22 protein-coding genes are annotated in these 22617 nt (G+C 36.9%); 9 read left to right on the forward strand and 13 right to left on the reverse strand.

Going from position 1 to position 22617, the window contains the following annotated elements; all coding sequences use genetic code 11:
- Positions 1–176: 176 nt before the first annotated feature.
- Positions 177–815: a thiopurine S-methyltransferase gene (locus PMAL9190_RS01015; RefSeq protein WP_087843522.1), complete on the forward strand. Its 639-nt coding sequence runs from the start codon at positions 177–179 to the stop codon at positions 813–815.
- A gap of 75 nt (positions 816–890) precedes the next feature.
- On the opposite strand, the gene purT is transcribed toward PMAL9190_RS01015, so the two are convergent.
- The 7 genes from purT to sbcB all read right to left on the reverse strand — a co-directional run bounded on the left by purT (position 891) and on the right by sbcB (position 7610).
- Complete coding sequence (gene purT, locus PMAL9190_RS01020; RefSeq protein ID WP_087843523.1) at positions 891–2066, reverse strand: formate-dependent phosphoribosylglycinamide formyltransferase; 1176 nt, start codon at positions 2064–2066, stop codon at positions 891–893.
- Positions 2067–2229: 163 nt separating this feature from the next.
- Positions 2230–3105 carry a DMT family transporter gene (locus PMAL9190_RS01025; protein ID WP_087844184.1) on the reverse strand — a complete coding sequence of 292 codons (876 nt, stop codon included), beginning with the start codon at positions 3103–3105 and terminating at the stop codon, positions 2230–2232.
- A gap of 132 nt (positions 3106–3237) precedes the next feature.
- Positions 3238–4125: a cytidine deaminase gene (gene cdd, locus PMAL9190_RS01030; protein ID WP_087843524.1), complete on the reverse strand. Its 888-nt coding sequence runs from the start codon at positions 4123–4125 to the stop codon at positions 3238–3240.
- Between the two features lie 226 nt (positions 4126–4351).
- Positions 4352–5038 (reverse strand): CidB/LrgB family autolysis modulator, encoded by a 687-nt coding sequence (locus PMAL9190_RS01035; protein WP_087843525.1) that lies wholly within the window; start codon positions 5036–5038, stop codon positions 4352–4354.
- Positions 5035–5379 (reverse strand): CidA/LrgA family protein, encoded by a 345-nt coding sequence (locus PMAL9190_RS01040; protein ID WP_087843526.1) that lies wholly within the window; start codon positions 5377–5379, stop codon positions 5035–5037. The genes PMAL9190_RS01035 and PMAL9190_RS01040 overlap by 4 nt, the downstream gene beginning before the upstream one ends.
- 117 nt (positions 5380–5496) lie before the next feature.
- Positions 5497–6021: a hypothetical protein gene (locus tag PMAL9190_RS01045; RefSeq protein WP_087843527.1), complete on the reverse strand. Its 525-nt coding sequence runs from the start codon at positions 6019–6021 to the stop codon at positions 5497–5499.
- 167 nt (positions 6022–6188) lie between these two features.
- The gene (gene sbcB, locus PMAL9190_RS01050) at positions 6189–7610 is read right to left on the reverse strand and encodes an exodeoxyribonuclease I (RefSeq protein WP_087843528.1); all 1422 of its coding nucleotides are present in this window, start codon (positions 7608–7610) and stop codon (positions 6189–6191) included.
- 444 nt (positions 7611–8054) lie between these two features.
- On the opposite strand from sbcB, the gene PMAL9190_RS20365 reads away from it, so the two are divergent.
- Both PMAL9190_RS20365 and PMAL9190_RS01060 read left to right on the forward strand, forming a co-directional pair.
- On the forward strand, positions 8055–8363 hold the full coding sequence (locus PMAL9190_RS20365; RefSeq protein ID WP_235004255.1) for a tyrosine-type recombinase/integrase: 309 nt from the start codon (positions 8055–8057) through the stop codon (positions 8361–8363).
- A 203-nt stretch (positions 8364–8566) separates the two neighbouring features.
- A complete protein-coding gene (locus PMAL9190_RS01060) occupies positions 8567–10486 on the forward strand; it encodes an AAA family ATPase (RefSeq protein ID WP_087843529.1) in 1920 nt (639 codons plus the stop codon).
- Positions 10487–10697: 211 nt separating this feature from the next.
- On the opposite strand, the gene PMAL9190_RS01065 is transcribed toward PMAL9190_RS01060, so the two are convergent.
- The gene (locus PMAL9190_RS01065) at positions 10698–10820 is read right to left on the reverse strand and encodes an SEC-C metal-binding domain-containing protein (protein ID WP_306341437.1); all 123 of its coding nucleotides are present in this window, start codon (positions 10818–10820) and stop codon (positions 10698–10700) included.
- Between the two features lie 29 nt (positions 10821–10849).
- The gene (locus PMAL9190_RS01070; RefSeq protein WP_087843531.1) at positions 10850–12022 is read right to left on the reverse strand and encodes a hypothetical protein; all 1173 of its coding nucleotides are present in this window, start codon (positions 12020–12022) and stop codon (positions 10850–10852) included.
- Positions 12023–12487: 465 nt separating this feature from the next.
- Between PMAL9190_RS01070 and PMAL9190_RS01075 the strand changes: the two genes are divergently transcribed.
- The gene (locus PMAL9190_RS01075) at positions 12488–13165 is read left to right on the forward strand and encodes a DUF2971 domain-containing protein (protein ID WP_159458344.1); all 678 of its coding nucleotides are present in this window, start codon (positions 12488–12490) and stop codon (positions 13163–13165) included.
- A 677-nt stretch (positions 13166–13842) separates the two neighbouring features.
- Positions 13843–13992, forward strand: coding sequence for a hypothetical protein (locus PMAL9190_RS20270; protein ID WP_087843533.1), 150 nt, complete (start codon positions 13843–13845; stop codon positions 13990–13992).
- A gap of 51 nt (positions 13993–14043) precedes the next feature.
- Here the strand turns inward: PMAL9190_RS20270 and PMAL9190_RS20535 are convergent, their stop codons facing one another.
- Positions 14044–14199: a RecBCD nuclease inhibitor gene (locus PMAL9190_RS20535; RefSeq protein WP_144384294.1), complete on the reverse strand. Its 156-nt coding sequence runs from the start codon at positions 14197–14199 to the stop codon at positions 14044–14046.
- 353 nt (positions 14200–14552) lie between these two features.
- Between PMAL9190_RS20535 and PMAL9190_RS01085 the strand changes: the two genes are divergently transcribed.
- Entirely contained in the window at positions 14553–14804 is a 252-nt protein-coding gene (locus PMAL9190_RS01085; RefSeq protein WP_065176888.1) for a hypothetical protein, read from the forward strand.
- A 233-nt stretch (positions 14805–15037) separates the two neighbouring features.
- Here PMAL9190_RS01085 and PMAL9190_RS01090 read toward each other — a convergent pair whose 3' ends face one another.
- Both PMAL9190_RS01090 and PMAL9190_RS01095 read right to left on the reverse strand, forming a co-directional pair.
- A complete protein-coding gene (locus PMAL9190_RS01090) occupies positions 15038–16282 on the reverse strand; it encodes an anti-phage protein (protein WP_087843534.1) in 1245 nt (414 codons plus the stop codon).
- A gap of 1 nt (position 16283) precedes the next feature.
- A complete protein-coding gene (locus PMAL9190_RS01095) occupies positions 16284–17480 on the reverse strand; it encodes a nucleoid-associated anti-phage protein (protein ID WP_087843535.1) in 1197 nt (398 codons plus the stop codon).
- Positions 17481–18208: 728 nt separating this feature from the next.
- Between PMAL9190_RS01095 and PMAL9190_RS01100 the strand changes: the two genes are divergently transcribed.
- The 3 genes from PMAL9190_RS01100 (at position 18209) to PMAL9190_RS01110 (ending at position 21814) form a co-directional block, all read left to right on the forward strand.
- On the forward strand, positions 18209–19585 hold the full coding sequence (locus PMAL9190_RS01100) for a hemolysin family protein (protein ID WP_065176915.1): 1377 nt from the start codon (positions 18209–18211) through the stop codon (positions 19583–19585).
- Entirely contained in the window at positions 19582–20598 is a 1017-nt protein-coding gene (locus PMAL9190_RS01105; RefSeq protein WP_065176894.1) for a CNNM domain-containing protein, read from the forward strand. The genes PMAL9190_RS01100 and PMAL9190_RS01105 overlap by 4 nt, the downstream gene beginning before the upstream one ends.
- A 208-nt stretch (positions 20599–20806) precedes the next feature.
- A complete protein-coding gene (locus PMAL9190_RS01110) occupies positions 20807–21814 on the forward strand; it encodes a transposase (protein WP_087843536.1) in 1008 nt (335 codons plus the stop codon).
- A gap of 294 nt (positions 21815–22108) precedes the next feature.
- On the opposite strand, the gene PMAL9190_RS01115 is transcribed toward PMAL9190_RS01110, so the two are convergent.
- A complete protein-coding gene (locus tag PMAL9190_RS01115; RefSeq protein WP_087843537.1) occupies positions 22109–22531 on the reverse strand; it encodes a hypothetical protein in 423 nt (140 codons plus the stop codon).
- Between the last annotated feature and the right edge of the window lie 86 nt (positions 22532–22617).

A 22617-nucleotide genomic window follows, 5' to 3' on the forward strand; every position in this document is an offset into this window, starting at 1 on the left:
TTTTTGTAGCTGGTTTGTTGTTTTAATGATCTCATTTATTTTTAGTGAAGGTATTTAATTGTAATTAAATAACCTGCCGGTACTAAACTCTGGCACGAAAGTGTATGATCTTTATTTGCAACAGGATAAATTTCCACACTAACACTATAAATAAAATATAAAAAAGAAGGTAAATCATGGATGCTGAATTTTGGCATAGCCGTTGGGCTGAAGATCGGATTGGTTTTCACTTAACCGACGTTAACCCGTTATTAGTAAAATACTGGCCTGATGTTAATGCTCAACGTGATGATCGCGTGCTTGTTCCTATGTGTGGCAAGTCTGAAGATCTAGTATGGTTAGCGGGTCGTCATAACGATGTGGTTGGTATCGAGCTAAGCGACATCGCAGTGAAAGCATTCTTTGCTGAGAATTTCTATACACCGTTAGTAACAGGGGTAGGGAGCGAGCATGTGTATTCTTTTGATGAGATCACAATTTATCAGGGCGATTATTTTACTGTGCCTGTTGCACCTGCTGATGTGGTCTACGATCGTGCCGCTTTAATTGCAATGCCACAATCAATGCGTGAACGTTATGTCGAGCGTTTATTGAGTTTGGTAAAGCCAGGTGGACGAATTTTATTGGTGACACTGGATTATCCGCAATCGCAAATGGATGGACCGCCGTTTTCTGTACCTGAAGCTGAAATCACAACGTTATTCAGTGGCTGTAAGATCACCCATTTAGCCCGCGATGAAGCAGATGAAAGCCATCCTCGTCGTCGACAGGGAGTCGAGCGCTTTGCTGAAGAAGTGTGGTTAATTGAAGTGTAATTAGCACTCATATGGTGAGATAAATAATAAAGGCGTCATTACGACGCCTTTGTTGTTTTTATTGCGCAGCTAAGGTTACATAATGACCTTAACGTCTGCTGCTGTGGCAATAGCATCAGTGATCGCGGTATCAATGTTATCACGGCGAGTAAGCGCAACACCTAAGCGACGGCGACCATCGATTTCAGGCTTACCAAAAAGGCGCACTTGTGTTTGTGGACGCGATAACGCTGCTGCAAGGTTATCAAAACGAATATTGGTCGATACACCTTCAGCAAGAATAACCGCAGAAGCAGATGGACCGTAGTGAGTTATTTGCTCAATAGGCAAGCCTAAGAAAGCGCGAACATGAAGCGCAAATTCAGATAACTGCTGTGATATTAGAGTCACCATACCAGTGTCGTGTGGACGTGGAGAAACTTCACTAAATAGTACAGTGTCACCTTTAACAAACAACTCGACACCAAATAACCCGTAACCCCCCAATTCATTCACAACCTTTTGAGCAACGTCCTCAGCCGCTTGTAGAGCAGCAGCAGACATTTGCTGTGGCTGCCATGATTCACGGTAATCACCATCTTGCTGGCGATGACCAATTGGAGCACAGAAATGGACACCATCAACAGCACGTACGGTTAGCAGTGTAATTTCATAATCAAAATCAACAAAGCCTTCCACAATCACACGCCCGGCACCTGCACGACCGCCTTCTTGCGCATAATGCCAAGCTGATTCAATATCGGCGGCGGTTTTGATCACGCTCTGACCTTTACCAGATGAACTCATAATGGGTTTAACTACGCATGGCATACCCACACGGTGAACAGAGGCTTCAAAATCGGCGTATTGATCTGAGAACTCGTAAGGGGAGGTTGGAATCGCTAATGTTTCAGCGGCTAGACGACGAATACCTTCACGGTTCATGGTTAGCTTAGTTGCATTCGCAGTTGGTACAACGTTGACACCTTGGTTTTCAAGTTCAACCAGAGTATCAGTTGCAATCGCTTCAATCTCAGGCACCACAAAATGGGGTTTTTCTAGTGCAATTATGCGTTTTAGAGCATTACCATCGAGCATATCAATGACATGGCTACGGTGAGCAACCTGCATTGCCGGTGCGTTCTCATAACGATCAACAGCAATGACTTCAAGCCCAAGGCGCTGACACTCAATAGCAACTTCTTTACCTAACTCACCAGAGCCAAGCAGTAATACACGGGTTGCATCAGAACAAGTAGCTGTACCAAACATTGATATTCCTTACGATTAATCATTAAAGGTGAAATCTGAAACCAATAATACCTTATTTTTATGTTTGCGCAATCGTTTGCTTTTGATCTAATTAAGGCTTGAACATCGCTATGAATAAAAAAATGTAAAAAAAACCGCTTATCATAAGCGGTTTTTAAAAAGGTTAATTTTTGCGATTTTCCCAATGGGTAATAAAGGCGACCGAGAGAATAATAATCGCCGCACCAAGCCAGAGACGACCAGGTGGTGCCCAACCAAACACCAGCCAGCCACCTAATACGTTTAGTGGTAATTTAGCATGGTCAAATGGTTGCACAAAAGAAGCATCAGCCACAGCATAGGCTTTTGCAATCGCCCATTGTGCTAAACCGGTTAGTAGACCTGCTAGAATGAGCAGCCACCAGCTAAAGCCCGCGGTTGGCATCGCAAAATCAGGGGCAGCTAACAGAAGATTAAACGGCGTCATTAAAATAAGCAGGTACATCACAATAGTGGTTGGCGATTCGTGACTTGATTGCTTTTTTACCATTAATGAATAAGCAGCCCAGAATAACGCTGCGCCAACAGGCAACAAGGTTGCGATATTAAAATCTTCCGACCATGGCTCAAGAATGATCATCGCACCTGCAAATCCGGCTAGAGTGGCAAACCAGCGTGCTTTGCCTACTTTTTCTTTAAGAATTAGCCCAGAACCGATGGTGGCGAATAGCGGTGAAATCATCAGCAACGCAATGCCTTGCCAAATAGGTACCGGATAGGCCAAGGCCCACAGCCATAATTGAATACCAATAACCGCAAAAAATACCCGTAAACAGTGTAACCAAAAGTGATTTGTTCGAAGCGATTGGCGAATACCAAGAGTGCGAAGCCAAGGAAGCATCGCGATCAGCGCAATGAAATATTGGATCAAAGCAACAGAGGTTGAAGGAACACCCAGTTTGATACTAAGGTATTGCGCTAAACTATTTACGATAGCAAACGCGAGTCCAGCTGTGAGCATCCATGCTGCGCCTTGCAAAGGATTATGAGTTTGAGGCATTGTCATTGGCTTCTAATAATAAGGTGGCAAGATGATACGCTTTTGATGTTTGATAGCCAACATTGTTCAAGTTTAGTTAACAAAAAACCGCCACGAAGGCGGTTTTTAAGCGTTTTTTAAACAATTGTCAGCTTAATAAGCAACATAGGTTAATTGCATATCAGGGTTCAGTGCTTCCAATAATGCTTGAGTACGTGCAAGCTGGCTTATTTTGCTTTCAGCACTTTCGACTAAAGCCGCTTCGACAATTTCAGAAAGCGGGTAGTTAGACATGTTCATATTAATCAATGCAACTTGCAGCGGTGGCAGACTTGGGTTAAATGCTGCGTTTTCTGCATACATACCTTCAAAAACACGACCGTCTTGAGCTTTTAATGCTACGCCACTGAAGTTTTTAGAATAGGGTGCATGTGAACGGTTGGCCGCTTTACAAGCAGTTACAACCAATGCTGCATCTTCTTCGATATTAATTCCGTTATCAATGTCACTTAACAAGCCATCTTTAATGCCTAAATCAAGTGGACCAAATGAATCTGGTAAATATTGCTGTAAGGTCATTGGCTCACGTTGTGGCAACTGAATGATCATATCGTTAGCAGAAGTTAATTCATTCATAAACTGACGACAGTGGCCACATGGGCTGTAATTGATAGTGACATCTTTAATGCCTACTTCACCCTTGATCCATGCATGGCTAATGGCTGATTGCTCGGCATGAATGGTACAAGCCATACTCGCATTTTCAAATTCCATATTGGCACCAAAATATAAGCGACCAGATGTACCACGCACAATTGCGCCAACATAGAAATTAGAAATAGGGACAACAGCATAAGAAGCAGCAATAGGAAGGAGGGCCAAGCGAAGTTCAGTATCAGTCATTTGAGTTGTTGATAATAAAAGTTCGAATTGCTCAGGACTGATAGTGGAATCGAAATCTGAAGCTTCAATAATAGGCTTTAAAGCTGACGCCAATTCAGCAGGTAATAAGCTTAATGCTTTTATAACACGTGCGTGCATTGGGTGTTACTCCTTCATTGTTGATGGCAAAACATTCTATGTGAATCATATTCCATTAGAAGTGATCTTGATCACATTGTTAGCTTTGCCATTACACCTATTACATTTGTGAGAGAGGCGTCACACTTGTTATTGCAATCAACAATACAATATTTCAATGGCTTAGCGAAAATTAATCATATTGGTTAATTTATGAGCGGTTGCGGAATGATTGCAATATTTGCGATCAAACATGACCAAACAAGCGCAATAACAATGGGAACATCAACGGCGCTAATAAGGTTGTCATGATGCCACAAATCACTAAAGCTAATGAGCTAAATGCCCCTTCTTGATAATCTTCTTCTACCGCTTTTGCTGTGCCTAAGGCGTGTGAAACCGTACCTATCGATAAGCCTTTTGCTAAAGGATGTTTAACACGAAACAGTTTCATGATTGGGTAACCTAAAACCGCACCAAATAAGCCAACAATAATGACCATCGCAGAAGTAATTGCAGGAATACCGCCAATTTGTTGAGAAGCAGCCATCGCCAGTGGGGTTGTGATCGATTTGGGTAAAATACTCGCCGCTAGTTGCGCATCTGCCCCCATAGAGAAAGCAATCGCAGTACCAAATGTCATCGATAATACGCTACCGACAAAACATGAGGTCAAAATTGTTTTCCACTTACTGCGAATTAAACCGATTTGTTGATATAGCGGAAATGCCAATGCCACAACCGCAGGGCCCAATAAATAGTTAATCACTTCATTTTGGGCAAAATAAGTTTGGTAAGGCACTGCTAGCCACTTCAGCGCGACGATCATCACAATAAGGGTGATTAAAAGGGGGTTAAAAAAAGGGCTTTTTATTTTCATTGCGAGATAGCGTGCAGAATAGAAGCACACTAAGGTTGCCACTAACCAGATCATGAGTCTTTTTCCTTATGGTGTACCGCCAAGCCAATCACGATTAATACAATAATGGTGCTACCAAGGGTGCTGGCAAAAATGATTGCCGCATTGTTTTCAATTACCCCTAAGTAATTCATTAAACCAACACCCACAGGCACAAATAACAATGCCATGTGTTTAATTAATAAATTACAGGTACTTTCCACCCACTCAGCACGGCAAATGCCAGTGACAAGGCCGAAAAAGAGGATAAATAAACCGATGATACTGCCTGGAACAGGTAATCCAGAATAGTGTTGAATGGCTTGTCCTAAAAAGAAACAAATCATAACGATAGCAAATGAGCGTATATAATTCATAGGGACTACAACTCTAAAATATTTAATTCATCATACAAATAAACATGATGATTGTCACACTAATTTTTTAAGATTAATGAACTATATTTGTTTTGGTTTATAAAACAACCACCGATGTTATTGAGTTGTCAGCATCCAACAACTAAACACGACTATAAAGGTAATTATCACTATTGTTGTAATGATAGTGTATTTTATGTTAATTGCTTGATGTAAAGGTTTTTTTTGCTTTTTATTGTTGATTGTTGGCCAAGGAGAAGCGGATTTTAAGGCTGGTGTTTCTCTGCGGACAGCGGTGGTATTTGGTAACGATACGCGAAAGCCATAGCTTGGAATTATATAAATAGGAATGGCCATTTTTCCGTTGCGGAGTAATTTTTTTGACAGTGATAGTAATAAAATATTGAGATCGTATTGGTGATCGCCGCTTTCTTCATAGGCATTGGGGTAGGTAAAGGTATAACGGTATATTGATTCGGTGCTAACCACTTCACCCGCGAGATAACACAATGAAGCTAAAAAGCGCGATTCGTCGTCAGTTAATAGGGTTTGTTGATTATCATGCCAGCGAAGGAGCCTATTTTCAGGAATGAAATCAATACCTTCAAAGCGATAACACTTTGCTGCTGTTTTCGTCGTCATTATTCCACCTGCCTGTAAACGCCTCAAACACAACATCATTTGATAGCATTAAGTGTTGACCTAATAACGATAATCATCAAATTGCGGTTCTTATTAATAATAAAAAAGCCTGTCATAACAGTAATATGACAGGCTTAATGCGCACTTAATGATTATAAGGTAATGAATTACATCAACTTATTAATATAATCATAGAGTGACTTCATGATCTTCATTTTGTGTTCATTAGATTGGCAATCAAGCGCTACCGCTTCAAAGTTTTCCATGTATTTAGGCATGTTTTCTTCAAAGAAATCTTGGCAATGGTGCTTCCAACGTTGCTGTTCTTGATAGGTTAACGTTAAAGGATAATTACGGGCACGATAGCGGAACAATAGCGGCTTAATACGCGCGTCATCGACATTAATTTCTAAAGTTGCCAATGCATCAACCGCGGTTTCACGAATAATATCCATCGTCGAACGATCAGCTGTCGAGAAGAAGCCGTCGTAAAGCATGGTATCAACGTTGCCATTATTGGCGTATTCACGTTTAACACTGAACATTTCAACCAGTTTTTCACGCACTTCTGGATGCTGCTTTAATAACGCTAAATGTTTAAGGCATAACTCGCGATCAATACCTAATCGAGCCGCATCTTCTGCTTTAAGGGTTTTTGCGGGTGCAAGTACAGGGCACTTATTCAAATGCACTTCTTTGATTGGCACTGGTAGTTCATCTGGGCCAAGATCGATTCGCTTAGTGTATAAACGCTCACGCAGTTGCTCGGCATCAAGCTCAATTAATGGGGTTGGATCTTGGGCAAGGTTAACGCAGATCACCGCATTTTTATTATCAGGATGCCATGCCAGCGGCACAATCCAGCTAGTATTGCCACACTCAGTACCAAACATACCTGAGATATGCACTAGCGGTGTTAGCTCGACAATATCAATCAAGTTTTGCAATTGACGCTTATTACGCAAGTTAAACAAGTAGTCAAATAGCTTAGGTTGGTTTTGTTTTAAAATCTTTGCCAGCTCAATAGTGGCATACACATCTGCCATTGCATCATGGGCATTGGCGTGTTCAATACCATTAGCAATCGAGAGCTTCTCAAGCTTAAAACTTGGACGGCCTTCATCGTCAGTCGGCCAGTTAAGCCCATCAGGACGCAATGCATAACAGGTACGCATAATGTCTAGTAGATCCCAGCGCGAGTTACCATTTTGCCATGCCCAACCGTAAGGATCATAAAAGTTACGGTATAACGTATAACGGGTCACTTCATCATCAAAGCGAACATTGTTGTAACCAATCACACAGGTATTTGGCTGTGACAGTTCAGCATGAATTTGCGCAATAAACTCAGGCTCTGATAAACCTTTCTCCATCGCTTCTTGGGGGGTGATACCCGTAATTAAACAGGCTTCAGGCGAGGGAAGGTAATCGGCTGGTGGCTTACAATAGATCACCAAAGGCTCACCGATAATGTTCATCTCCATATCGGTACGCACCCCTGCAAACTGGCAAGGGCGATCATTTGCTGGACTGGCACCAAAGGTTTCGTAATCAATCCAGTATAAGCTTGGTTCGTTGGTTTTTTTCATAGTTTTCCCAAAAGCCGTTGGCTCAATATCAAGTTACTGCAATCAATGACACGCTGCATCACAACTTAATATTATCTTAAAGCAATACGTTATAAGGCTAAGTATCCCGTAACTAACCTAATAGAGGCAAGTTTTTAGGGAAAATAAAGCCTTCCAGTTCGTCATTCCCTACAGTGAATGCCCAACTCCCCGTCATTCCCTACAGTGAATGCCCGCGAGGGCGATAGGGAATCTACTATTCGGGAGTTATTAGTAGTGGTATCGTCATTGCTGTAAAGAGCAGGTTCATTATTGAAAAAAACGACTTAGACCGGATTAAACGACAACATGTAGGTAAAGTATCTGAAGTCGGTACTCGAGTGCCAACGTTTTCAGAACTCAGCAACCCCATCCCCAATAAGACGCCCAATCCCCACTAAAGCAAAGGCGATATTAGAGCGAGTGATGGCAACTTATGATGATGTACTTTTCCCTGGTGGTGATCTAGATAAGCCGATAACTATTGCTGCAGCTAACCGTTATATCCGCCGAATTAGAGATGGTTTACCCATTGAAGATTGGCGTACTCATGATTTTAGACGTTCATTATCCACCGGTGCATCAGAATTAGGTGTAATGCCGCATGTAGTTGAGAAGATGTTAGGCCACAAGCTAGGTGGAGTATTAGCGGTTTATAACAAACATGATTGGTTAAAAGACCAGTTAGAAGGGTATGAGCTGTATGCTGAGAAGCTGGATAGTTATTTGAAGTAGGGTTGGTTATGAGCACTAACACGGAAATGCCCCATTGTTTGTTTGGATGAGATGTCTAGATCTTAAAAAGAGATAACCTTAAATTCAGTACCAAGTCAGAAAATTACATTTACTCACAATTAATATTTGTTTTAGTTTTTAATTTCATGAATTATCACCTTCATTATGCACGATTTTTCATAAATTATTTGGAATAACATTAAATGCTTGTAGGGTTACTTCTGAGACATTACAAAACATATGAAAACGCACATTTCATACCATTATCTGATTCTATAGATCATAAATTAAATATTTTTATTGGTAATAATGGCGTTGGAAAATCATCTGTTCTAGAGGCTTTGGATTCATTTTTTAATGGAAAATATTGGAATGTAAACAAAAATGGTGCAAAAAAAGATAGTTATATAAGTCCTGTTTTTTTAATAAACAAAAAAGAAGTTAAGAAAAACAGTCAATACTTTGAGGTTCTTAGTGAATACTTCTGGAGTGTTACTGCTGATGAAAGTTCTTTCACTTCTAAAAAACAACTAACATCAGGCTTTTTCCCTTTAAGAGATAAGCTATTGGAAAGATACTCTAAAGAAGAATATTATTTTCTTACTGTAGGAATATCTTATGAAAGACAAGCTGATATATATATACCTTTCTTCTATAATCATTTTGGTGAAAAATTAACACAAAAAGAACTAATTTCAATAAAAAATGAAATTTTATATTTATATAACTATGTATATATTCCGATTGAAAGCTCTATCAAAAATGTTCTTGCAATAGAAGCAACTGAAGCTCAAGCATTAATGGGTAGAGTAATTACAGATGAAATAGATAAAATATTAACTGAAAAAGTTTTCACATCAGGAAGTGGTCATAGAGCTAATAAGTCTGTTTTAGATGTAATAAACTCTAGACTTGATGAGTTTATGGTTAATATAAATCAAAGAATGCAATATTTAGGTGAAAAGTATTCTTATAATAAAGAAGGTAAAGTTAAGAAAAATCTTACAGCTTCTGATATTAGAGATATAGTAATAAAAGAATATTTCAGCATTCGAACATTAAAGAAAGAAAATAAAGAAATTAATGACTTAAGTTCAGGCGAAAAAAGAATAGCACTAATTGATCTTGCTTATACATTTTTATCAGTAGATGAAAATAAAGATTCGAATATTATTCTTGCTATAGATGAACCAGAAGCATCAATGCACGCTTCATTGTGCTTTGATCAATTCAAAAGATTATCTGAGTTATCGAATACTTATAATCGCCAGGTTATAGCGACAACGCATTGGTATGGACTTTTACCAATGTGTCAAAAAGGTACATTGCATCACATTAACAATATTAATTCTAGTCCAACAATTAAATCTTTCTTATTATCAAACATATTAGAACAACGTAGAACATTCCCTGATGATGTCGAATTAAAAAGTATATTTGACTTAGTATCATCAATACTAAGTATTATGAAAAAATCAGAATCAAACTGGTTAATATGTGAAGGTTCTGATGATGCAATGTATTTGAAATACCTTATAGGTGATAAAGTTAATAACTTAACAATATTACCAGTTGGAGGCTGTGCAAATGTAATAAAAATATACAGTTATCTATTTACGCCAATTTCAGAAAAAATTGAAAAAGGATTAATTAATGGAAGAGTTTTTTGTTTAATTGATACGGATGATCAACAACCATCTCTCACATTACCATCAGAATCAGGAAAGGAACTTTTAATAAGACGTCTACAAAGACATGAAAATAATGTTTCGTTGTCTAGGGTTGGGAAAATAGGAGTATACTCAAAGACAGAAATTGAAGACTGTTTAGGAAATGATTGTTTTTATGACGCAGTATCTCATGTGATTGAAGAATTAGCACCTAATAATATAAAAGAAATTTATTCAAATTTTAAATTTAGTAATGAATCATTATATTCTAATATTAATTATGATGATTCATGTATAAAACCTATCAATATGGAAGGTCATGATAATAAGAAAGATTTAATTAATTATATACAAAAACCTGAAATAAAATTCGAAATTGCAAAAAAATATATTGAAAATGATGAACATGACTTAGAATGGATTAATGAGATATTAAATGCTTTTAATAAATAATTTTTATTATAAAATCATTGAATTCATAGGTTTTCTTATATATTGTAATTATTATCGGCTGTTATAATGGAAGCATAATTAGGGTTAAGCTCAAACAAGCTTCTGTTCATAAATGAGTTAGCTATATCGGCTAACTCATATTTGTCCCATACATCAAGTTAAGGACTGATGGGAAATATTCATCCTTGATCTTTTTTAGCGATGGTTATAGTTAAGTAAGAAGATAGCAACATTTTTTATACTTTATTCCACTGTTACATGGACAAGGATCGTTCCTGCCAGTTTTTTTTATTTTATGTTTTGGTTCAAAATGTTCTAAATAAAATTTAGTCAATCTTTCATCACTTTCTTTTTGTTCCCTTTCTATAAATCTTGAAAGTTTTTTTCTTCATTTGCAATATAATCTTCGTATAAGTGGCGGTTATATTGGAGTTCAGCCTCTCGCATAAAAATATCTTTAAGAGGTCTTGACTCTGTAATTCTTGCTCTTATTGGAAGTAATCTTCCTTCAGAAAAAGTAAATGAACTGAAATTACTAGTAATTTCCATTATTTTACTCTGTGAAAATTTTTCGGAAGATAGTTTTATTTTTGCTTTAGGATTATGGAAAATATATAAGCCATCAAATAAAGATTCGGGGGTAGTGGGTGTTACTTCTATTGGTATGCTGCGAATGAAATCCTCACCAATATATTCATCAAGCAATTTGATTAAAATCGATGACTTGAATGATGGCATGCCTTGTGAAATAGCGAGTGAAGTAAGTTTGCCTAAGGTTAAATTACATGTAAATATAACTGCTGAAATGTCAGAAAATGACTCATCTTTAAAAATACCTAAATTTATATCTGAATCTGTACCAGGCTTTTTTATTGATTCTTTTAATTCATATTCGTACTTCTCTGGAGAAAAATAAAATCCATACAATAATGCTAGCATTGAATAAAACGATTCTTTGCCATATTCAATCTGGTCATAAGAAGCAAGGGCTATTACGAATGGTTTAGTTTCATTTACCCAAGAAAGATCTCTATAACCTTTCTTTATTTTGCCATTTTCACTGTACCCAATGTATTTTATTAATTTCGATTGTATCGAGTTTGAGTGTCTGACAATAGCCTCATCAATGATTGAAGAAAAATTTTCATCACTGCTAAATTCCATCAAATTTTGAAGGAAGTGTTCATATGTTCGGCTACTCTCAGGGGAACCATTATCTTTAATATTTGAAACAACAGCTTCAAGGTTAAATCCATCTTCTCCATTTAATATAAAATCTGGTGCGTAGTGTTTTGGATCGAAATCTATTGAAAACCCCATTTCATTAAAAGCTTTATTTAAATATAGCTCCCAAAATGATGAATGAAACGTAGTTTGGAACTCATTGACAAATTTACCATCTTTATCCTGAAAATTTTTCGCCCAATCACTAATAATGTCTTTTTCAATCTGATACGTTGGTTCGGTACAGAGCATCGAAAATTTATTATGGTACTTATCATTTTCCAATGGCAATTGAACATCAAATAACTTCATCTTGTTGTAGTTTCGATTAAATTATCATTTTAAAAAAAAAACCTCAAAAATCAACCTATTTCTTGATCACTGATGTAATTTTACGGCAGGAGAATTAGCTTTTTTATATCTAATGATGCAATAAATTTATTGCTCTTATATCAATTATTTATTAAGAGATCTCTAAATCGTTTATGCCCAACAACGATCTAGCTCAGTGCCACCATTTCTTAGCGTTATTGCTCTTAACGTTATCAATAAACACTTTGAAACAAAATAATGTAATCAACCTCATGATATTTATTAATTAAATTGATTATGATTGTGGAGATTTAGAAGTGTGTTTTTGCGTGAAAGTAAGAATGCTTATTAATAAGCTGTTAGACATACTGGTAGATATTCATAATGATTTACAAATATATTGGGACAAGCAGCCCAGAAGAGTCGATTAAGCTACTAGAATTTTTTGTTAATGATGGGAGCATCATGGCAAGTAATCCTAGAACTTTTAATGATCCTTCAGAGTTCAAAGTTAAATATAACTTTAAAGCAGATAAAGGGACGATTCAGGAACGCTTCTTTGTTGATAACTCCTCAAAATCTATTCATGATTTTGAAAGTTGGTATAGCTCTTTTGACGAAAATAGTAAATGGTATACTGGCTATCAAACACGCCAAAACCTTTTAAATGCTACAGGAGTAGTTTGTTTTACCACAGAATCTGAAAACTATTTAATGTGGTCACACTATGCAAAATCTCATACAGGCTTTTGCATAGGGTTTGATGAGGAAATCTTGGATATGATAGAGGATTATCAAGCCAAGGGACCTGTCGGATATAGTGATGACGTCCCTGAATTTAAGTATTACTCACAGACAATTGAAGATTTTTATAAAGCTGTGTTTTTTAACAAGTCTACCTCTTGGGCGTACGAAAAGGAATTTAGAGTTGTAACTGATGGGTATGGGATCAAGAAATTCAATAAATCATTGGTTAAAGAAATTATCATCGGTTGCAAATCTCCAATTGAGTTAGATAGTTACGTTCGACAATATATCAACTCCGAGATCGATGTTTACCATATGATTGACTTACCAGACGCATATCAATTGAAAAAAGAAAAAATGAAGCACGGTCATTATGTAGAAAGGTGTGGGCTTTGATATGCCTAACAAATAAGGATATGTGTCGCGCAGCCGACACCTATCAACTCCTAACGGATAATACTCACTATTATCCGTTGACTTAATAAGTCCCTGTGTATTATCTTTAAAGAGTATCAGCAAAATCTGGTACCGGGATTGAGACCCCGAGGTTGAAAGACAGGACACCCATAACTTTCCCTTCATAAAACAGATAATTCTTAGATTATTATCTAGGGCTGGTTATCGTCATGTTCTATTAGTAAATGCTCTCTCGATGGCAATAGGGAATCTATTTTTAGCGGGTTGAATTTTCAAAGTAAATATATGGCTGTCCAATTTTTTTTTCCACCATGGGGTTTGTAGATAATCGCTCCATTTTTGTGTAGATAGTATTCGCCCTAATTTTTTGAGCCTCTTTAAGATAGATTTTTTCTGTATGTATTATGTTGTAATCTAGGTCTGTTATTAACGCTAGCTTTTTCGATAGTTGTATAAATAAGATGTTCCTTTATTTGAAACTAGTAACGACTGAAAAATTCAAATTAGTCATTTTCATAATGTTTAGTGTGAAATCACAGAATAAATATTTGATTTAAATCATTGATCTATCTGTGATTTCACTCACGTGGTAAGACTATTCAATCAATTAAGATGTTGTTACCAATTTTGGTGATAAAGTTTAAGGAAACAATAAGATGGCAGTAAAGCACACTCCTACAGGTATTGTTCACCAAGGTAAGAAGGGTAGTCAAACTGGTTGTGGTTTTGATACAAGAAAAGAAGCTACTCATTGGACTGATTCACACAGTAAAATCACCTGCGACAAAAATGGCTGTAAGAACTAATTAGCTTAATCTTTAGGGCATACTTCGATATGCCCACTTATATAAAAGTGTCTAAGCCACATTTCCTTCGTTATATATTTCAGCTATCGCATTGCTATAACCAGACCAATTATCAACACCTGCATTTTCGAGTGCTGTCAAAATAGCATCACGTTCGAAAGACAGGACACCCATCGAAAGACAGGACAGCCATATCTTTCTCTTCATAAAACTGATAATTCTTAGATTATTATCTAGGGCTGGTTATCGTCATGTTCTAGTAGTAAATGCTCTCTCGATGGCAATAGGGAATCTATTTTTAGCGGTTGAATTTTCAAAGTAAATATATGGCTGTCCAATATTTTTTTGTTTGGGAGAGGGGGAAATTTAGTGAGAACCGCTTTCATTAGAGAAGACGGTGGCGTTACTTTTAATTATGTGAGGTGATAAGCATATGTATTTTTTATATTTTGACTGTGATATTAGTTAGGATTAACGTGTTCTTTCATTGAAGCTAGTTGATGACCGCTATCAAGAGCTCTTGTTTTTTAAGATGACTAAAGTTGTTATAAGGAAAAAACATGATTGAAAGTACAGGTAAGTTTAAAGTAGTAGAAATAATCTATAATAAAGATAATTTTGCTATTGCGAAAGGCTATTGGGATCGTGGTGAAAAGTTATCATTGGCTTGTCGTTGGCATGATGATGGTATTGGTTACCCACAAACCTTCGGTAAAGCACAATGGATGTTATTACCAACGCAAAATATAAAAGTTGATATTAAAGATGCACTGTCGTCTGATAATGCTCAAGTTAATCTAATCTTTTCGTAAACATTATAATTGCCAACTGTGAACATCGTTGGCAATTAATCCTCTTGTAATATCCCATCATCTACCTCAAATAAATATTGTCTAGGTTCTTCTGAGAACGTGAAAAACCCAAACGAGTCCGACTCTCGGGAAATAAAAATTTTTCGGCTCTCTTAGCCACCACCACCGAGGTTGGTGATTTAGATCATTTTCGGTGGTGAAGGGCTGAGCGTGATGCGTAACGCTTTTTTAAGTTATAAATACTGCGTTAAAGTCTTTAAAAAAGAGATAGAATAAGTGATGAACTGTGGGTTCATTTTAAGCCAGACAAAAAGTATAGAAAATAGCCAAATAGACCAGATTATTTTTTTAATAAAAGACATGCTAGATTGAGCTTTATCAACCATTTTTGATAAGTCTTTTTCTGTTTTTTCTGCTTCTTCTCTTATCTCAGATTTTTGGTTTAAAACTTGATACCGAGAAAATACATTTGTTATTTGTTTTTTTATATGTTTGAACGAGCAATTATATATATTCAGCGATGAGTGTATTACTATACAAGTAGCTAAAAGTGCAACTACAACACCAATTGCATTAATTAAATTGTCGACTCTCATTACAGCACTAATAGCAATCATGGCACCAGGAATAGCTAAAGCTTTAGTTTGAGCTGAAGAGGTAATATCATTTATTTTACCCGTGTATTCTAAATCTTTAGAGTTTATCTCTTGAATTACTTTATTTATTTTAAAATCACTTATGAATATATTATGGTGTTCATTATATATTTTATGTAATTTAACAATATTACTCATACAATATGTGAAAATATTATTGCTATCACTAAGTGTTTGTATTAAAGAATCAAAAGCAGAGCGCATACAGTTTTTACGCTCTTTGTCTTGTTGATCGTCTAGTTCAATACATTGTTTTAATTTGGATAATGAGTCTAAACTATTATCCAAATTAATATTAATGAATAAATTATTAAAATCCTCATAATCTATTGTTGTTTGAACTGAATGTTTAGCTCCTCCATCATCATTCTTAACAAGTAATACTACTTTCTGAGACCCTTTTATCTTTCCAGATTCAGGGATAGAGTGATCAGATAATTCTGCAAGTAGAGAACGAAACCCTAAAAATAATGTTATTTTTTTATGTATTTCTAACTCTTCAGAATAGACGAATAATTTGTTGTTAGTTGGATTGAAATACATACAATTTAATGGGTGCTCCCCATGAGTATCGGCGTATTCAAATATTTGCTCTTCACCAATATAGAAGACTTGTGCTTTCCAGGCTGTTCTCCCGATCTTAAAGCGTAATTTGTTATCTCTAATAGGTCTACTAGGTGAAGTGTAGCCCAACTCTTTAAATTCATTTAAAATTGATGGTTGGTCACAATCTTCAGTTAATTCAAACGTAAGGGCGCTAGTATCTTCGTTAGATATAATAAGATTTTCAAGTCGACAATGTAATTTGTGAAGAGTTGTCATATCAACTACCTGATTTTTCTATCATTCTTAGTATTTTTTCGCGAAGTTTAGAGTTGTTTATTCGAATTTCTAAACGTTTAGTTTGTTTATTATATTCGACATCCTTACCATCGCCTGAATTACCTATTTCATTGTTACAATGAAGTTTTGCTATAAGTCCATGATCTTCATCAGATAAATCAATCCAATGTTGGTCTTCAATTTGTTTTCGAGTTGGTTCAATATAATAATTAATTAATAGTTCATTTTCGTTAACAAACGTAATAAAAGTATCTTTTAGGTGCTCACATTCTTTAGGCAGTTCTGACTCGATAACGGTAGCAGCTTCTGATAATGAGAAAGAAGTTGTCTCTGATTTTTTTGTTTTTGCTAACAAGCCTGTTAGTTTGCTAGTGGCATTTTCTTCAAAATCAGAAGATAATCCGTTAATAACGCTAAATTGAGATATTGCTTCATACAGATTTTGTAAAGACTGCCCATTGTCTGATTTTTCTTTGCAGCCGAAAGCTGTTCTGAAATATTCAGCTGATGATGAACCTCTAATAAATTTTAAATATGCTTCTGACTCTAGAGTATTAGGATAACATTGACTAAATAAATCAATATTAATTGATACTGCTTGCTTTAATGCTTCTAGATTAATATGTGCTGCTGATTTTGGTAACAATAAACTATCAGTTGTAAAATCAAAACCTAATTTTGTATCAACCATAACAGCTAAAAATTTGCCAAAGTCATCATTTTTTGTATTACGATAATGCATGAAGACTATTTTACAACTACTAACTTTATGGACTCCTGTCTCAAAAATTTTCGCAGTTAATTCAGAAGTCATACTTTTAACTAAAAGCTTGAAATCTTCTTGAGATGCTGATGATTGAATATATTTATGAATATGAGATGGAATCTTATTGTCTGTGTTTTTTTCATAATAGCTATGGAACTTATTTTTACGTTTAAATTTAAGTTCAACTTGTTTAATGAAATTATATGAAACGTCTTCTTTTTGTAATGGCCATAACATACCTAATTTTGGAACAATCGTTTGTTTTTTCTTATCAATATCTAATTCTAAAGTGACAGCATGAACGGCAACTAGTTCGTTTAGTGATGGATCAATTAATGGTATGGCGAGCGCATCGCAACTTGGGCACTCTGATTGAGAAAAACTGGTATCACAATTATGGCAAGTGTACATAGATAAAACCTAGAAGTATTTTTTTGACATTATATGCATGTAGATTGTTATGTATAGTGTTTTGAACTATTAGTGATAACTATGTTGATTTTATAGATTATGATTGTTTTTTTTGATACTAATTTGACTGATGAGAGTGATATTTAAGCTGTCATGATTAGTTTAGTCTATGCTAATTTAATGAAATTAATACCTTGCTTTGTCCCTGAAGTGTCCTTGGTAACAAAGAAAGTAATTTAGCTATTTTATATCAAATGGTTACAAGTTACGTATTAGAGTCAATCCTGTATCAGCTTGGTTCGTTGGTTTTTTCATTGTTTTCCCAAAAGTCGTTGTCTCAATATCAAGTTACACCAATCAATGACACGCTGCTTAATAACTTAATACGATCTTAAAGCAATACTTTATTAAGGCTAGTATCAAGAAAGCAAACAACAGCCAGTACCTACATGTAATCTTCAGTTGCTTATAATGAATCGAATGATAATCTCAAGTCATAATTCATACCATAACAGTATGTTATTCATGGCTATGTGCATGCGAAATGTTATGTGGCGATAATTTATATAACGATTAACGGGTATTGTGTAACTATTAACTAGACGCCGTTATTATCACTGCAATATAATGCAACCCTTATTATTATCTTAGGAATACTTCGTGGATCCCACCCCTAGTCAATGGTGTCACACTTTACTGGTTTTTTGTTGCCAAGTGAGGGCATCGAAATGATTGAGCTTCTTGTTACTATTCTGTTCGGCATCCTATTTATCTTGGTTATTATTGCAATGAATGGCTATTTCGTTGCTCAAGAATTTGCCTATATGGCAGTGGATAGGGCGAGACTCGCAACATTAGCTGCTAATGGTGATAAAGCTGCAAAGCGTGCTCTTGCAATTACAAAACGTACCAGTTTTATGTTGTCAGGTGCGCAACTTGGTATCACTGTAACAGGTCTGGTATTAGGTTTTGTCGCAGAACCCCTTGTCGGTAAATCTATAGGAATGTTATTACAAAACTTTGGGCTATCGCTTGAGGTTGGCATTACTATTGGTACTGTTGGTACTTTAGTTATCGCTATGGTTGTGCAAATGATTTTAGGTGAGCTTTATCCGAAAAATCTTGCGATTGCGAACGCTGAACCAATGTCTCGCTTAATGTCTCGCTCTACGCTGATTTATATGTCTGTGTTTGGCTGGATCATTAGCTTCTTCGATAAATCCGCTAATTTAGTTCTTCGCATTATTAATATTGAGCCCGTGCATGATCTCGATGTTAGTGCTTCGGAGGAGGATTTACGCCACATTATTGCTAACTCACGTGATAGTGGTGATTTGCCGATAGAACTATCACTGATGATGGATCGTATTCTTGATTTTCCAGAACGTGATGTGGAACATGCTATGGTGCCTCGTTCTCAGGTGGATTGGGTTGAGCCAGAAACTACATTAACAGAGCTTTTGTCGATGATGGCACAAGCACACACGCGTTATCCGGTTATTAATGATGATGACTCGCCTGTGGGTGTTGTTCATTTGTCGGATGTACTAGCGCGAATAGATGCTGGCGATACTGATGGCACTGTTGCTTCTGTGATGCGTCCTGCTACTGTGCTATCAACGTTGATGTTATTGCCTAACGCGTTTGATCTGCTTGTTAATTCTACCAATCAGATTGCTTGTGTTATCGATGAATACGGCGGTTTTGCAGGAGTGTTGACCCTTGAAGATTTGGCGATGGAGATTGTAGGGGAAATCACCGACGAGCATGATGAAAATAACAATAATGCTGTGGTTTCTGAAAGTGACAATGTTTGGTTAATGGACGGTGATGTTCATATCGACGAAGTTGAGCGCACGATTGGTTATGATCTGCCGCGGGACGATGTGGAAACTATTGCAGGTATGCTGATTGCTGAACGAGGCGCGCTTCCTGCTGAAGGTGACACTGTTAATATTGCTCTTCCTGTTGATCCTTCAGAGTTGGCTTCAGGCGATCTTGTATCACGCTCTCTTGAGATTGATGTGTTGCGTATCGAGCGACATGTGCCAACAGAAGTACGTGTAAAACTGGTAGAGCAGCCAATTGTGGAGAATGAAGCATGACCGATCCGTTGATTGTCACCCTTGTGACAGTAGCCCTTATTATTTTGAGTGGCTTTTTCGTCATCATCGAGTTTGCTTTGATGGGTGCTCGTCGCCACCGGCTTGAAGAAATCGCAGTTGAGAGTGCTTCAGCGCGAGCAGTGTTGCGTGGTATGAATGATCTGACGCTGATGTTGGCGGGTGCCCAGCTTGGTATTACTTTCTGTACCTTCGCGTTAGGTGCTGTGACCAAACCCGCTGTCGACCAGTGGCTTGGTCCAGTTTTTCTAGCCATGGGTTTGCCTGATTGGGCTGCTAATGGTGCAGCGTTTGGTTTTGCACTGTTCTTCGTGACGTTCTTGCACTTAGTTGTGGGAGAAATGGCGCCAAAATCTTGGTCGATTGCGCATCCAGAGAAATCGGCACTGGCAATTGGTATTGTTGCAAGAGCTTACGTTTGGCCACTGCGTCCACTGCTAAAAGCGATCAACAGCATTGCTAACCGCTTGGTAAAAGCGTCTGGTGTTGAACCCGTGGAAAGTGCAGCTGTTGGTGGACAGGATGTTAATACTATACGCCAATTGGTTGAGCATTCTGGCAAAGTCGGCACACTGAAACCGAACATTCAAAAGCAGCTGACAGGTCTTATTGATCTGAGCTCTATTCCTATCGACACCTTGTTGACTGAAGGTCAAGTGATGGCCCATATCGACACCAATGGGACTGTCGCAGATGTGCGAGCTGCAGCAATGGAATCAGGACATTTACGTGTGCTTGTGTTTGGAAAAAGTGGTCTCAAACCGTTAGTGGTTCATGTACGTGATACATTACTGGAACCTACAGACAGACCAGCGAGAGAGGTTGCACGTAATGCATTTGTGCTTGATTCGAAAACGCCGGTCTATGAAGCATTAGCTCGTATGCGTAAAGCGAGTGTTCAGTTAGCTGTAGTGAGTAAAAACGGAAAAATGGTAGGTGTGGTAACCCTCGCCGATATTTTAAAACGTGTACTCCCTACGACGGCAGCGAATTAATAGGCTTCACTCGCATCATTAAATAAGCTGAACGATCTTTTTCGTGTATCAAAATCCGAGTGTTATCAACCACTCGGATTTTTTTTATTTAAACCATAAAAAACAGGACAGCCATACCTTTGTTTAAAAAAAGCAGCGGACAGCCATACCTTTGCACATTAACTATCAGCAACTATAGTTAAGCTTCAAGTTGCTAATGGTGAAACCAATGACAATCTCAAGACGCAAATTGATCGAACCGCAAATTACGCCTTTTTATCATGTGATTAATCGTTGTGTACGTCGTGCATACTTGTGTGGCGACGATCCATATAATGGTAAAAATTATCATCACCGTCGTGGTTGGATAGTAAATAAAATCAAACAATTAGCTAGTGTGTTTTGTATCGATGTGTGCGCTTATGCGGTGATGAGTAACCATTATCATCTGGTGCTAAAAATAGATACAGAGCAGCAACAGAAGCTAACTCCTAAAGCGGTAATATCACGTTGGTTGCAGTTGTTTAATGGTCATCCAATTGCGGTTGATTTTTTAAAAGACGGTCAGATAGGTGACGCAAAACAGCAAGCGTTATCAAATTTAGTCACTGAATGGCAGCAACGATTAGGCAGTATTAGCTGGTTTATGCGCTGTCTTAACGAGGAAATAGCACGCAAAGCCAATAAAGAAGACCAATGTAAAGGTGCGTTTTGGGAAGGAAGGTTTAAATCTCAAGCTTTATTGGATGAAAAAGCATTATTATCGTGCATGATGTATGTCGATTTAAACCCAATCAGAGCTGGCGTTACACCGTCACTGGAACAATCAGATTTTACTTCAATTCAACAGCGTATTCGTGAATATAAGCAACCGAAAACCTCCGCAAAACAAGCATCATCAAATAAAGGTCACTTTCAATTATTACCTTTTGTGGCAGCTGAACACCAGGCACAAGCAACCGGAATAAATTTTGCGTTTGCAGATTACCTCGAACTTATTGACTGGACTGGCCGCTGTATTCGCAATGATAAAAAAGGTTTTATAGCATCTAGCCAACCAAAGATTTTGCAACAGCTAGGTATAACCGCAGACGCTTGGCTTGAACATAGCGAGCAGTTTATGGAACGTTATGCCAATGTAAGTGGTAAATGGTCTCGAATGTGTGCTTTTAAACAATATGCTGGTGGGCATTGGTGTAAAGGTAAGTCGTCGAGTCACCAATTGCATCCTAATTAGATATAGCTTTTATAAATTGATGAAAATACCGCAATACCTATCAGGTTGTGGGCTTTGCTGATCCTAAAATATGGAAATAGAGTTGATTTAGTGAAGAGGGTAAAAGTTAGCAGTTAATTATTACAGTAAAAGAGTTTGTTGTTAGGTAAATCGGACGTTTTTTATGGTAACTATTAACGATGAAATATTTGGCTGTCCAGTAAAAACCAGTAAAAAATGTTTCTAGGAGGATTATTAAAATTGAAAGAAGGTTAAATATTTAAAATCTAATATTTAACCTTCTCTTTTAATTGTTTATAGTTTTATTAATGATATATTTGTAATGTCTGAAAAATTTTTTAATATTATACTTGCTCCAGTTATCTTAGGTTCAATTTCCTCAATGGAAAAGTTAAATTTAAGTTCTTGCCAATTTGAATTTAGCTGATGGCTATCAGGATTATCACATGGAATATTGAACTCATTATTCCCAGCGTTTATAAGAAGTACTGGCTCCATTTTATTAACTTTTTCTGAGCGAGCTTTTATTGTTAGTTGATAATGTTCATTTTTCTTTATTGTGTTACCACATTCTAATATTTGAAAAAGTAGTCCAGAAATATCATTGTGATGGGCATAATTTCCTTCAACTGGATCTGTAAGTATTGAAAAATCATCGCCCCCCCAAGAAGAAAAACCATTTGTAAAGCAACCATTTAAAATTAAATTATTTGACATTATCCAACCTTAATATTAATTAAAATAAACGTATAGTTATATATGAGTAAAAAAAAGCTTGTAAAATATAAACAACGAGAATAAAA

The sequence above is a fragment of the Photobacterium malacitanum genome, assembly GCF_900185615.1.
Taxonomy (GTDB): domain Bacteria; phylum Pseudomonadota; class Gammaproteobacteria; order Enterobacterales; family Vibrionaceae; genus Photobacterium; species Photobacterium malacitanum.

What these genes read in the sequence shown, in the direction of transcription:
- PMAL9190_RS01070 (WP_087843531.1), bottom strand. Translation starts at nt 12,022, where the DNA reads ATGAAGTTATTTGATGTTCAATTGCCATTGGAAAATGATAAGTACCAT.
- PMAL9190_RS01035 (WP_087843525.1), bottom strand. Translation starts at nt 5,038, where the DNA reads ATGATCTGGTTAGTGGCAACCTTAGTGTGCTTCTATTCTGCACGCTAT.
- PMAL9190_RS20535 (WP_144384294.1), bottom strand. Translation starts at nt 14,199, where the DNA reads ATGAAGAGAAAGATATGGCTGTCCTGTCTTTCGATGGGTGTCCTGTCT.
- PMAL9190_RS20365 (WP_235004255.1), top strand. Translation starts at nt 8,055, where the DNA reads ATGGCAACTTATGATGATGTACTTTTCCCTGGTGGTGATCTAGATAAG.
- PMAL9190_RS01060 (WP_087843529.1), top strand. Translation starts at nt 8,567, where the DNA reads ATGCTTGTAGGGTTACTTCTGAGACATTACAAAACATATGAAAACGCA.
- PMAL9190_RS01075 (WP_159458344.1), top strand. Translation starts at nt 12,488, where the DNA reads ATGGCAAGTAATCCTAGAACTTTTAATGATCCTTCAGAGTTCAAAGTT.
- PMAL9190_RS20270 (WP_087843533.1), top strand. Translation starts at nt 13,843, where the DNA reads ATGGCAGTAAAGCACACTCCTACAGGTATTGTTCACCAAGGTAAGAAG.
- PMAL9190_RS01015 (WP_087843522.1), top strand. Translation starts at nt 177, where the DNA reads ATGGATGCTGAATTTTGGCATAGCCGTTGGGCTGAAGATCGGATTGGT.
- cdd (WP_087843524.1), bottom strand. Translation starts at nt 4,125, where the DNA reads ATGCACGCACGTGTTATAAAAGCATTAAGCTTATTACCTGCTGAATTG.
- PMAL9190_RS01085 (WP_065176888.1), top strand. Translation starts at nt 14,553, where the DNA reads ATGATTGAAAGTACAGGTAAGTTTAAAGTAGTAGAAATAATCTATAAT.
- PMAL9190_RS01040 (WP_087843526.1), bottom strand. Translation starts at nt 5,379, where the DNA reads ATGAATTATATACGCTCATTTGCTATCGTTATGATTTGTTTCTTTTTA.
- PMAL9190_RS01105 (WP_065176894.1), top strand. Translation starts at nt 19,582, where the DNA reads ATGACCGATCCGTTGATTGTCACCCTTGTGACAGTAGCCCTTATTATT.
- PMAL9190_RS01095 (WP_087843535.1), bottom strand. Translation starts at nt 17,480, where the DNA reads ATGTACACTTGCCATAATTGTGATACCAGTTTTTCTCAATCAGAGTGC.
- PMAL9190_RS01090 (WP_087843534.1), bottom strand. Translation starts at nt 16,282, where the DNA reads ATGACAACTCTTCACAAATTACATTGTCGACTTGAAAATCTTATTATA.
- PMAL9190_RS01025 (WP_087844184.1), bottom strand. Translation starts at nt 3,105, where the DNA reads ATGCCTCAAACTCATAATCCTTTGCAAGGCGCAGCATGGATGCTCACA.
- PMAL9190_RS01115 (WP_087843537.1), bottom strand. Translation starts at nt 22,531, where the DNA reads ATGTCAAATAATTTAATTTTAAATGGTTGCTTTACAAATGGTTTTTCT.
- PMAL9190_RS01045 (WP_087843527.1), bottom strand. Translation starts at nt 6,021, where the DNA reads ATGACGACGAAAACAGCAGCAAAGTGTTATCGCTTTGAAGGTATTGAT.
- sbcB (WP_087843528.1), bottom strand. Translation starts at nt 7,610, where the DNA reads ATGAAAAAAACCAACGAACCAAGCTTATACTGGATTGATTACGAAACC.
- PMAL9190_RS01110 (WP_087843536.1), top strand. Translation starts at nt 20,807, where the DNA reads ATGACAATCTCAAGACGCAAATTGATCGAACCGCAAATTACGCCTTTT.
- purT (WP_087843523.1), bottom strand. Translation starts at nt 2,066, where the DNA reads ATGTTTGGTACAGCTACTTGTTCTGATGCAACCCGTGTATTACTGCTT.
- PMAL9190_RS01100 (WP_065176915.1), top strand. Translation starts at nt 18,209, where the DNA reads ATGATTGAGCTTCTTGTTACTATTCTGTTCGGCATCCTATTTATCTTG.